Source organism: Methylomonas lenta, assembly GCF_001644015.1.
Lineage (GTDB): Bacteria > Pseudomonadota > Gammaproteobacteria > Methylococcales > Methylomonadaceae > Methylomonas > Methylomonas lenta.
This window is the reverse complement of record NZ_LUUI01000024.1, coordinates 1-10,702: the sequence shown is the minus strand read 5'-3', so window position 1 is coordinate 10,702 and position 10,702 is coordinate 1. Positions and strand designations below refer to the sequence as shown.

Annotated in this window: 13 protein-coding genes and 1 riboswitch; of the genes, 8 read left to right on the top strand and 5 right to left on the bottom strand. The window is 45.0% G+C overall.

The genetic code is table 11. The features are described 5' to 3' along the window. Positions 1–231: 231 nt before the first annotated feature. The 4 genes from A1359_RS01725 to A1359_RS01710 all read left to right on the top strand — a co-directional run bounded on the left by A1359_RS01725 (position 232) and on the right by A1359_RS01710 (position 2,701). Positions 232–1,764, top strand: a complete 1,533-nt coding sequence (locus A1359_RS01725; RefSeq protein WP_066977102.1) for a hypothetical protein — start codon at positions 232–234, stop codon at positions 1,762–1,764. 133 nt (positions 1,765–1,897) lie between these two features. Then, positions 1,898–2,134, top strand: a complete 237-nt coding sequence (locus A1359_RS01720; RefSeq protein ID WP_066977099.1) for a thioredoxin family protein — start codon at positions 1,898–1,900, stop codon at positions 2,132–2,134. 12 nt (positions 2,135–2,146) lie between these two features. Next, positions 2,147–2,338, top strand: a complete 192-nt coding sequence (locus tag A1359_RS01715) for a hypothetical protein (protein WP_066977096.1) — start codon at positions 2,147–2,149, stop codon at positions 2,336–2,338. A gap of 3 nt (positions 2,339–2,341) precedes the next feature. Then, positions 2,342–2,701 (top strand): hypothetical protein, encoded by a 360-nt coding sequence (locus A1359_RS01710; protein ID WP_066977094.1) that lies wholly within the window; start codon positions 2,342–2,344, stop codon positions 2,699–2,701. 149 nt (positions 2,702–2,850) lie between these two features. Here the strand turns inward: A1359_RS01710 and A1359_RS01705 are convergent, their stop codons facing one another. Continuing rightward, positions 2,851–3,474, bottom strand: a complete 624-nt coding sequence (locus tag A1359_RS01705; protein ID WP_066977091.1) for a hypothetical protein — start codon at positions 3,472–3,474, stop codon at positions 2,851–2,853. A gap of 315 nt (positions 3,475–3,789) precedes the next feature. Between A1359_RS01705 and A1359_RS01700 the strand changes: the two genes are divergently transcribed. Next, positions 3,790–4,065 (top strand): DUF5710 domain-containing protein, encoded by a 276-nt coding sequence (locus A1359_RS01700; RefSeq protein WP_066977088.1) that lies wholly within the window; start codon positions 3,790–3,792, stop codon positions 4,063–4,065. 219 nt (positions 4,066–4,284) lie between these two features. On the opposite strand, the gene A1359_RS01695 is transcribed toward A1359_RS01700, so the two are convergent. Next, positions 4,285–4,902, bottom strand: a complete 618-nt coding sequence (locus tag A1359_RS01695) for an alpha-ketoglutarate-dependent dioxygenase AlkB family protein (RefSeq protein ID WP_332310056.1) — start codon at positions 4,900–4,902, stop codon at positions 4,285–4,287. After that, complete coding sequence (locus A1359_RS01690) at positions 4,886–6,553, bottom strand: putative transporter (protein WP_066977086.1); 1,668 nt, start codon at positions 6,551–6,553, stop codon at positions 4,886–4,888. The genes A1359_RS01695 and A1359_RS01690 overlap by 17 nt, the downstream gene beginning before the upstream one ends. 129 nt (positions 6,554–6,682) lie before the next feature. On the opposite strand from A1359_RS01690, the gene A1359_RS01685 reads away from it, so the two are divergent. Further along, positions 6,683–7,246, top strand: a complete 564-nt coding sequence (locus tag A1359_RS01685) for a c-type cytochrome (protein ID WP_066977083.1) — start codon at positions 6,683–6,685, stop codon at positions 7,244–7,246. A 514-nt stretch (positions 7,247–7,760) separates the two neighbouring features. On the opposite strand, the gene A1359_RS22635 is transcribed toward A1359_RS01685, so the two are convergent. Together A1359_RS22635 and A1359_RS22630 are read right to left on the bottom strand one after the other, a co-directional pair. Then, positions 7,761–8,525 carry a hypothetical protein gene (locus A1359_RS22635; RefSeq protein ID WP_066977078.1) on the bottom strand — a complete coding sequence of 255 codons (765 nt, stop codon included), beginning with the start codon at positions 8,523–8,525 and terminating at the stop codon, positions 7,761–7,763. Between the two features lie 67 nt (positions 8,526–8,592). Continuing rightward, complete coding sequence (locus tag A1359_RS22630) at positions 8,593–9,768, bottom strand: hypothetical protein (protein ID WP_066977075.1); 1,176 nt, start codon at positions 9,766–9,768, stop codon at positions 8,593–8,595. A 96-nt stretch (positions 9,769–9,864) separates the two neighbouring features. Beyond that, positions 9,865–9,949, bottom strand: a riboswitch (cyclic di-GMP riboswitch). A gap of 178 nt (positions 9,950–10,127) precedes the next feature. Between A1359_RS22630 and A1359_RS22175 the strand changes: the two genes are divergently transcribed. After that, complete coding sequence (locus tag A1359_RS22175) at positions 10,128–10,286, top strand: hypothetical protein (protein ID WP_157200430.1); 159 nt, start codon at positions 10,128–10,130, stop codon at positions 10,284–10,286. Positions 10,287–10,381: 95 nt separating this feature from the next. Beyond that, complete coding sequence (locus A1359_RS01670; RefSeq protein WP_066977072.1) at positions 10,382–10,663, top strand: hypothetical protein; 282 nt, start codon at positions 10,382–10,384, stop codon at positions 10,661–10,663. Positions 10,664–10,702: the final 39 nt, after the last annotated feature.

Genomic DNA, 10,702 nt, shown 5'->3' with positions numbered 1-10,702 from the left:
TGTGTCATATGCCATATTTTCAACAATCACCACCCCCAACTAATATCGTTATAAAAAATGGCAAATTCTTTAGCTAAATTCGATCAAATCCATTACTCCAACCCGGCTACTGCCAAACTTGCATAAAAAAAACGCCCGGTATTGTTTATAAGCACGTTTATAATCTGGCATAACTTTAGGTTTTCCCTAAAATTAGAAACCCTGTGAAAAGTGACTTGGAGCAACTTCACGATGACTGTCGAATTCATAATTAACTTTGCGGTACAGTTTCTTGGAACCGTGGCCGTATTTTTTCTGGCCTATAGATCATTCCAAAAACGACGAATTCAGCTTGGCGAGGAGCCCACACTACCGCAATACTTTGTTCATAGAAGCACCTACTGGACAGGCATTGCCTCATATTGTATTTTTATGACAGCACTCTATTGGCTGTTGACTTTGCATTGGCTGCCTTTGGAGCCGCTGGTGACGCTTACTGTAAGCAGTTTTCGCTCCGGAGAATGGCTGAATCTGCTTAATGGTTTAGATGGCAGCACACTGATACCCTTGATTGCCGCCGGGCTGTTTCTTTTTTTTGTCGACAGAGAAAGCAAATTTAATCCTCTGCTGATCTTAAGAGATAGCATCCATGACGCGTTTTCACTTCCGACCAAGGCTGTAGAAGTCTATAACGCTCTACTCACATCGCGATTATCAGCGGTTGATGATCAATTAAAAGCACAGATTGCCACCCGTCTACTGGTGCCGAGCATAGACCCCGGTGATTTCGAAAAATCCAGCGCCACGGTTGAATATAAATGGGCTCACAATTCACTGCTTTTTGACCATATCCAAAATTACGCCAACGATTCATCTTTTCGGCGTCTTTTTAACGAACCTTCTTTGAAATGGGGGGAAATTTGCATCTCTTATAATGCGATGTCAGAAAAAGTGGCTATATGGAAAGCCGCAGAACCGCACTATACCAAGACAGTCAATTTGATAAAGGCTCTTGAGCAACTCGACGGTTTACTTTGTCGTTTACTCGCTTCTCTGATCGTATTTGGCAGTGGTAGCGAGGAGGAGATATGGTCAACGGTTAAGCAACTTGGCGGCAAGGTACATGAGAATCGCCTGAAAAATACTTATAAATATGTATTACTTTTCACTGCAGTTACATCTATCGGCGTCATGTTGGGTCGTGAGACTGCGGTTTCATTACATAATGCGTTCCTATTTCCAGATGCCCCACTAGCACACTTTAGTTTCACGACGTTCCGCTGGATCGGCTATGCCATTCCGATGTACGTTTTTCCAATAGGGCTGGTCTTTATCTCACGAACCCTATTCATCCGGCACGAACAGGAACAATCTGATCGTTACTACGGGTTCTACATAGCCATGATGATAACCGGCTTCATTTTTAGCACCTCGGTATCAGCGCTGATTCTTGAATTAACCTTTTATCAAAAAGAGCATTTCAGCTTTCTGGAAAGCTTTACCCAACATATGCGCTGGGGCATACTGCCTGCATTGATGAGCGGCTTTGTAGCCTATCAAATGGACACCCCTGTGAGTGAATCTGAATCCCTTGGCAACCTTGTCGCTGCTGCTGTGTTGCGTTTTATTGGCTGGGGAACCGTTGCTGTCATTATCATGCTTTACGCTACCGATGACCTGACTATCCAAGTTTCCAATCTGCGTTTTACTCTTGTAGGTACGGCTTTTTTTGTAATCGGCCTGCTGGGTGCCGTTTCCCATTTCAAATCGGCAAGATCCGATTAATGAAAACATGGAAAAGTATTTAGGGAAATTTTTACTTGTTTAGCACCGACCTACAATTATCGAAACGATATTTGTTTGACAAACACTCCCACCTGGATTATTGTTTCGACTCGCTATAAATAAGGAGTCGAACATGTCAACCGCCATTTTCTATCATGCGGGCTGCCCAGTTTGCATGGGTGCCGAACAAATGCTGCTTAGCAGCTTAAATCAAGACAAATTTCCGCTGGATATTGTTCACCTTGGAGAACAACCCCAGCGCATCAGTGACGCAGAGTCGGCCGGTGTTAAATCCGTCCCCGCTCTGGTACTAGAGGGCCAAGTATTTCACATCAATTTTGGTGCGGCTTTGGCCGATTTAAAATCCTAAGGAGAAATAGCCGTGAACGTACAGGCAGAACAACCAGAAAAAGATCATTTTATTTTATACATGGTATTGGCAACAGTAGTTTTAGTGGGCGCAATACTGGCGGTCAAACTTAACGAAAACGAAAAGTTTGAGCCTATCAAAGAACAACTCATCGAAGAAAACCGGCAGATGAATATCCGGGTTATCAGTGAGCGTGGAGACTAAATCATGAAAAAATATTTAATAAGCGGATTTTTACTATCCCTATGCTTATCCGGCTCAGCCGGGGCTACCGAATATATCTATAGAGACTTAATGGCCAATACCCTACCCGCCCATTGCGCTGTAGAAGCCCAAGCAAAACAAGCGGCGGCTAAACCCTACACCGTGGACAGATACAGTAAGCGTTTCTGTCAAACACAAGGCTATGGCTGGCATTTGGATGAAATAAAAACCGTCGGCAATACCGTATGCAATCCCTGCGACGAAAAACCAGGTAGTTTACAAAAATGTTATCAGGAAGATGTGGTCGTTACCTGCAAACGCATAAAACCAGGTTCTGTCGGCATGCTGCCGGGAAAAGGCTAAAACTAATCTTGTAAACGCTTAAAACTGGTACAAAGACGAGCCAGTCCCTAGTCGAAAGAGCGTCAGGCCGGTTAGCCTGACGCGAATCCTTACTGGAAGACGACTTCCAGGCCTTAACTAAAATCCTTTCAATACCTATCCGTAAAAGCTCAAGCTGCCTCGCTAGCTTCAATTAACTGTGTAAAATGGCGCTTTAACACGGAGTCTTCAGGAAAGCTTTGTTCATTTGCAATAGTCGTAACTGCGGCGACCGGTTCAATTGCTGCTACCACCAATTCCACAGCATCAGCTTTGGGGGCAGTTGCTACTAAATTAAATGCGGCCTGCAAACTGGTCTCATAATGCCGACGCAATACAGAATCTGTTGGATAAGGGTGCGTAATGGATACCCGCTCTGCAACCAGCTGTGTTTGGTAATGTCGTTTTAGAACGGAATCTTCAGGTACCGGATTTAATACTATTGCAGGTGATTTTTTGGCTACAACAGTTTGACTGACTGCTGCTGCAGGGGCTGCAATATTTTGAGTAACTTGATTCGATTGGCTTAAATGCTCGTCAACCACTGGTGACGGTTGTTCTACCACAGGAGCAACCACATCCTGTCGCTCAGGAACCTCGGCAACGTTTTCAATCTTATTACTGAACGTTTTTTTGACTGAATCCACCGCTCTGCGGCAGGAGTCGTCAATAGCTTTAGACGTATCGGGCTTTAGTAAATTGTTTTTTGCCCAGTAAGCCGCGACGAGAACGACTAATAAACCCAAGATTTCCATGCATTACCTCTGAATATTGTATTGGCTTAAGATATAAGATTAATGAATAGTGTTTTTCAATAACAACAAGCCGTTGACGACTATTTTTGTTAATTTATTTATTGTTATTCAAAAAATCACTTAATCACTGGCATTGTAACTGAAAACCATCATTCCAATTATCCAAAAAACTTTGCGCCTACGCATATTAGTCAGCTACCAAAGAATTAAGGCCCGTAGGCTCTGCGATTGGTGAACTTCTTGATTTCGACAAAACACTCGATTCATCATCATTTACAATAATGCACTATAAAAAATCCTTTCTTGGCAACAACAATGGCTGAAAAAAAAACCTATCTTAATGTACCCTTCGCCCAGAAAGACGCTGCAAAAGCGCTGGGCGCACGCTGGGACGCTAGTATAAAAAAATGGTATGTACCAACAGGCAAAGACATTGGACTTTTTACACAATGGCAGCCGGATGCGGGCCAACTGAATTCGACCTTATCTACTGAAATTACTGTATCAAATACCGCTAATTCAGGTACATTCACCCACCCTACCATCAATGACTTCACCGCCTATTGTGGTCAAGAACCACCTTGGGATTGAGGCGGACGTTTACTTTGCAGAAAAATTAAATTCAGCCTATTGAGGCTGTTGCAAAAGCCGCCTCTCCTGGCCGCAGGGGGGGGCGAGGGGAACAAACAATATAAGCATTGATTTATATACCCTCATCCTAACCTTCTCCCGCAGGGAGAAGGAATAGTTTTACCTTTTACGACAGCCTCCTATTAGAGGAATTTGAATTCATCAGTTATGTCCCAGCTTTTAGTGAGACAAAATTATGTGCCTAAATGTCAAATTGATACGCGGCTGTTTGGGCTTGCGGGTTTTCGGCAACTCATGCCGCCAATGCTGCTGTAAGTTACCTGCCATCAACAATAAATCGCCGTGAGCCAGCTCAACATCCAGTTTTTGCCGGGTTTTATTGTGTCGAAAACGCAACAAACGACTGTCACCAAAACTTAACGAGGCAATAATAGGGTGCAGACCCAGCTCTTTTTCATTATCGGCATGACAACCCATGGAATCTTGACCATCGCGATACAAATTAGCCAGCACGCTATTGAAGATTTGGCCACAAATCGCATCCATATCAGCCTTTAACGCCAATAAATCATTTGTCCAGGCTTGCGGCTGATGATCGACACCGGAGTAGCGATAATGCGCATCTTCATCACCATACCAAGCCATTAAACGCGGCACTTTTAACCGGCGACCATATATAAATAATTCTTCTTGCTGCCAGTCCAGTTGTTCGGATAGCCTTTGAAAATAAGCATCGGCCTGTTCCTTGGCATAAAACGGTGACAACCAATAAAGTTCGCCATCAAACGGGGCTAAATTTGGCTCCCTGGGCAACATGCCATCAATAGACCAAGACAATAATCAATTGAGCAGCGATAATCCTTAAAATCATCACCAGTGGATACACGCTGGCATAAGCTATGGAGACGGCCGCCGACGCATGTAGGCTGTTGGCAAATGCAAGTGCCGGTGGATCAGTCATACTGCCCGCCAGCAATCCGCAAAGCGACAAATAATTAAGCTTAAATAGTATACGACCTATCAAGGCGACAATTAGCAATGGCAATAAGGTAATCAGGGTAGCGCAGCCCATCCAGTAAAAACCATCACCCCTAAACAGCGTCTCCAAAAACTGGTCGCCGGAATACAACCCAACGCAGGCCAAAAATAAGACTATGCCGATATCCTTTAAAATCATATTGGAGCTTTTGGGTAGTTGCCAACTTAAAGTACCCCAATTACTGACTCTACTAAGCATGATAGCTACCAAAAGCGGCCCACCAGCCATACCCAATTTCAATTCTGTCGGCACCCCAGGTAAATTAAACGGCAAACTACCCAGCAACACGCCCAAGCTGATGCCAATAAAAATTGGCATAATTTGTGGATGACTGAGCTCTTCTAAAGAATTGCCCAAGACTTTTTCAATATTTTCCAAAGCCTCATGACTACCAACTACATTTAATTCATCCCCAAAGTGTACGCGCAGCGCGCTGGTAGGGGTAAATTGCACATCCGGGCGAAAGACACGGGAAATGATGACGCCATAACGCACACAAAAATCACCAATGGTCTGATTGATAGCCTCTTCATTTGTCACCACCAAGCGCTTGCTAAGCAAGTTTGTGGTAATTTCTTGTAAATTGATTTCGGCATCCGGACCGATAAGAATTTTTAAACGTTGCAACTGCTCACGCTCTCCCACCAAGCGCACAGTATCGCCCAACATTAACTGAGTATCGCGCGCCGCAATGGCAACATCATCGCCTCCTTTATGCAGAATGCGGGTGATTACCACGCCCATGCCTTCGAAAAACGGAATTTGTTCTATCGTTAAACCATGAATATTGGGGTTTTCCACCACCAAATCTTCCCAAACCGGTATTTGCGCTTGCTGTTGCTGATCAAATGCAAAAGCCTTAGCTTCACCGTTGATATCAACTTTAAAGAGCCGTTTCACCAGCAACATAGACAAAATAATACCGATGATGCCAAAAGGATACGCTACTGCGTAACCCAATCCAGGCATTTTCATGATTTCACTGTTGATATCCGGTAAACCACTTAACACTTGCTGCGCGGCGGCCAGCGAGGGTGTGTTGGTGGTCGCTCCCGAAAATAAACCAACTGCCACCGGCATGGGGATTTTACCGACCACGCCAACACCCACTGCAATCAATGCACCTAGTACAACAATACCTGCAGCCATGACATTAAGTCGCAAACCATACTTGAAAAAAGAACTGACAAAGCTAGGGCCCACCTGTAGACCGATGGCGTAGACAAATAAAATCAAACCAAATTCACGCAGAAAATGCATGACTTCAGGGTTGATGGTGAGATCAAAATGCCCGAAAATCAACCCCGAAAATAACACCCCGGCGATACCTAATTCAATACCTGCAACTGACAGCCGCCCTAAAATCAGGCCGGTTGATACCACCAAACTGATGATTAGAACGGCGTGAGGCACCGAATCTTGATTAAAAAGCTGTAAAAGCCAGGGCATGGGTATCCTTTGAAAAGTATTGATAAGCCGGAATTTGAATTTGCTAATGGCCTGTTCGCTGCTTATGATGAGCACTGGTCAGCATTATCGGCACTTTAGATTGTACAACAAGCCTTCGAGGTCAATGAAATGAACAATAGCTATTTAAAAATTGGTATTAGCGTTATGTTGTTACTACTGATATCACCCACACAGGCTGCCGACATTAATGCCGGCAAGACTCGGGCAGCCATTTGTATGGGGTGTCATGGCGATGCAGGTGTCAGCAAAAATCGAATGTTTCCAAGTCTGGCTGGTCAAACCAGCGCTTATCTTGAAAACCAATTAAAGCATTTTAAATCCGGCGAACGAGAAAACCCGACTATGAGTGCCATAGCCGCCGACTTATCAGATGCCGACATCAAGAATCTGGCTGCCTACTTTTCCAGCTTGCCTGGCAAATCAGCTGGTGGCGACGCCAAACTGGCGCCAGAAGGTAAAGACAAAGCCGCTATGTGCATGGGTTGCCATGGCAATAAGCTGCAAGGGAATGGCCAATTTCCTAAACTGGCGGGTCAACATCCACAGTACTTACGTAAACAACTTAATGAATTTAAAAGCGGCACACGTAAAGCTGGCCAAATGAATGCCATTGCCAAAAACCTGTCCGATGAAGATATTAAAGCTTTGGCTGAGTATTTCGGGTCGTTATAAAGTTTTTTCAACCGTTAGCATGATCTAGCTGTAAAGACTTTTTGTTTAACCGCTTAGGCGCAAACAATTGGTTTTTTGGCTTTTAGATAGAGATGTTGAATGCTTTACACTGGATGTTTGTTTGAACGATTAGTTTCAATATTAACAACTCTGAAACAGTTAAACTCAGCTAAGTAGCCACTTGGTGAGCTTTTTCATTATTCGAAAATCTCATCAACTGGTTTTTTAGGCTGCACGGGTTCCCATGGCTACATCATTATCGGCCTAAGCAAATCAGTAAATCACACAACATCAAAACCTCAGTTTAACTGCTGGAGATTTGTTTCATGAAGCACTGATGCTCAATTAACCTAAAACTCATCTTGCATAAAAAACCCCGAACCGGCTTCATGCCAAAATTCGGGGTTGCTTGTGTCCTTGCTAAATTAATCCGTCAATGTCCTGCGTTTTAATATTCCCTGCTCAAAACGCGTTGCCTGTTTCCGTTAGGCGATCCCTTTTCCTTAGATTCCGATCAAACGGCGCGTTTCCGTTTGCTTACACCCACCAACCCAGCAATAGCGCTTCCGAACAGCCAGACTGCGCCGGGAACTGGAACTGGCGATGCTGCAGCCGAAATGGTTGCGGTATAAAGGAGATTTGTGCCTGGTGTAGTGCCATCATAACCACCTAGAATCAGCGTATAATTACCGGCAGTCAAAAAGCGGCTCAAGGTAGCTGTAGCTGTAGTTCCCTGAGTGGCTGCATATGTCCAGGCATTGGCATCAACCAAACCCAACCCTGAACCCAATGGATTGGCTGCCATAGGGCTTACTGCTCCATTGGCAAGATAAGGACCATGACGACTACCACCGGTTGCCCAACCGCTCCACAAGCCGAAGCCAGGACGTAAATCGGAACTGTCAGAGGAAACAGTGATGGTTACCGTAGCATCGGCTGCCAGCTTAAATAAACCGTAATCAGCAGAATGCCCCCAGTTGGTAGCGCCATCTTTATACGATCTTGCGCCCATGCCCAAGGCAAAACCAGCTCCCGCAGAGCTTGCTGTTTGAGTGTTGGCTACGCCACCATCGTTGTGAACCATCGCAACCCAAGTGGCGGGCAGATCACCAGTATATCCAGGATCACTATCAGTCCAAGGGCCTGCATAGGAACCGTCCGGGTTATCTGGTGCGCCATTCGTGTTATAGGTTACATGCGCATTGGCAACACCAGACGCGGTCAGCAAAGCACCTATGGCGCCTGCCAGCGCCAATTTGCTCAGATTAAGATGTATCATGGAGATATCCCCTTAAATGTTAAAAAATACTGATTGCCGGCATAACACCGGCAATTTTGTATCGAGCTTATACTACAGCTTTTTGTTTGCGTCGTCCAAAGCCCATAAATCCGGCCAGCACACTGCCAAATAACCAGACCGCACCTGGAACCGGTACCGGCGATGTAGTCACCAGAACATCGTATAACACAGCATCCGAAATGGCGCCGGTACCGCCGTGGGCACCAATCACCAAAGTGTAGAAGCCATTGGTTTCATAACCGGAGGTCCCGGTTGCTAACCACTCAGATTGATCGAAGATAAAAGAATAAAACAGGGTATCACCTACACTGCTCATGCTGGCTGTCCAGATAGCGTCACCCAGGCTGGAACCTTGAAAACCGCTGGCACCAAAGGTATCTTGTGCGTTGCGGTCGGACGTCAGACTAGTGTCGACGTTACGATATAAAGCCACATCCAACAATCCGTTGTTAGCAGCATAGTCGCTGTCGTTTTTGATGGTGATGGTTGTAAGAATATCGCCTAATGATGCGCAGTTATCAGCGGCGGTATTTGCACCACAGCTGACATGGATTAAACCATAATCCAAACCTAAACTGGTCTGGGTGGAATTACCTGCAACCGCCTGGTAAGGGTGATCTCCGTCAACCGGCAAATCGGCCATGGTGGTACCCCAGGTTGCGGCATTGCCACCAGTATTTTTGGCGTTATAGGCATTCCACAAACTAGCGGTATTATTGGTACCCCAGTTTGCGCCGGCGGGCGCGTTAAGAACTTGACCGTTTGGCAACGTCAAGCTGGTGTTGTCCGAAGCAGTTGCACTCAATCCGCTCAACATGTTACCGGTATTATCGGTGACGCTGGAACCGGTGTAATGCTCGCGCTTAGTCACGCCAGTTGCTTTGGAATGCTGTCCGGAATACCACATATAGGGCAGATTACCCGGGATTTCGGTAGCAGTCGTGGCAGCTGTACCGGTACCGGGAATTAAATTGTTAACGCCAGGATTTAATGGATCATAGGTGTTGGTGCCGTTGGCAATTCGATTGGTGCCGTTGGAATTGGCTGAAACGCCGTCGGTCCCATTGATGCTATTGGCTATGCCGAATCCAATCGCGGAATCAGCAGAACCCACGGCACCAGCGCCGGTTAAATTATAGTATTGATGCGCTTGAGCGGATGATACGCTAGCCAACGCCGCAACAACCCCTGCTGCAACACCAAGTAATTTGTTCTTATTCATTTTCGATCCTCTTTCACTGTGTAATTATCATTTAAGAAAAACAGCGATGTCCGCAAACCTGGCGCTTACCCTTTGCGATCCTCCCCATCACGTCCGGGAGGCAACCCGGCCTTCTTGCTATTGCTAGGCAAGAACCGTGGCTTTCTGACCCCGCCTCACGACGGGAGTAGCTTAGTTGATTGGGTAATTTAACGTTATCAGGCAGCATTTTTAATACCAAATTAGCAAATCCAACCTGATTAAAACCGAATCAACTGATAATCATTATCATCTTTCATACCAAAACCCAGTAAAACACTAGGAATCAATTAACTAAATTATTTGCTAATATTAGAAATTAACTGCCTAGCTAATGAACTATGTCATTTAACTTATTGTTATTGCGTCATATGCCCTATATTTTGCTGGCTACTGACCAAAACTGTATCGCTAATATTTTGGTGTATAATTTTTGGCTGATTATTCACAGCCGCTTGATCAAGCGGGTATTGCTGATTGGCAATATTGTAAAGATGTAAGTTTTTAGCGCCTCACTGCAGTTCAAAAACAGTTTGCTGAAGACTGATCATTGTTTTAAATAACCAACCATGAAGGACTATGAAAGGAGCATCACGTGCAAAAAGATAACAACATACCGCTTTGGGTTTTTTTAGCTTTTTCGAGTATAGAGACACGTCGAGGTGCCTTGATACTCATTTGGAGTAGCTTGCTGTTTAGCATCTATTGTGTACCCTGGGTTTTTTATTACGACAACCCCTGGATAGCAAAACTGTTTTTAATCGATGACTGGGAATGGTTTGCCATGATGCTGCCGATGACCTTGTGGTATTGGCTAAGTATGAAATGGGTGGATAAAAACCGTGGCTGGGATCTTGTGACCAGCGCTGAAAAATAAAGCGCTAAGGAATATGTATGGAATATCATATGCAAGAAT

Bases quoted from the DNA above. Each gene is read 5' to 3' on its own strand.
- A1359_RS01690 (WP_066977086.1), bottom strand. From the start codon at position 6,553: ATGCCCTGGCTTTTACAGCTTTTTAATCAAGATTCGGTGCCTCACGCC.
- A1359_RS22175 (WP_157200430.1), top strand. From the start codon at position 10,128: ATGTCATTTAACTTATTGTTATTGCGTCATATGCCCTATATTTTGCTG.
- A1359_RS01720 (WP_066977099.1), top strand. From the start codon at position 1,898: ATGTCAACCGCCATTTTCTATCATGCGGGCTGCCCAGTTTGCATGGGT.
- A1359_RS22635 (WP_066977078.1), bottom strand. From the start codon at position 8,525: ATGATACATCTTAATCTGAGCAAATTGGCGCTGGCAGGCGCCATAGGT.
- A1359_RS01725 (WP_066977102.1), top strand. From the start codon at position 232: ATGACTGTCGAATTCATAATTAACTTTGCGGTACAGTTTCTTGGAACC.
- A1359_RS01705 (WP_066977091.1), bottom strand. From the start codon at position 3,474: ATGGAAATCTTGGGTTTATTAGTCGTTCTCGTCGCGGCTTACTGGGCA.
- A1359_RS01710 (WP_066977094.1), top strand. From the start codon at position 2,342: ATGAAAAAATATTTAATAAGCGGATTTTTACTATCCCTATGCTTATCC.
- A1359_RS22630 (WP_066977075.1), bottom strand. From the start codon at position 9,768: ATGAATAAGAACAAATTACTTGGTGTTGCAGCAGGGGTTGTTGCGGCG.
- A1359_RS01700 (WP_066977088.1), top strand. From the start codon at position 3,790: ATGGCTGAAAAAAAAACCTATCTTAATGTACCCTTCGCCCAGAAAGAC.
- A1359_RS01685 (WP_066977083.1), top strand. From the start codon at position 6,683: ATGAACAATAGCTATTTAAAAATTGGTATTAGCGTTATGTTGTTACTA.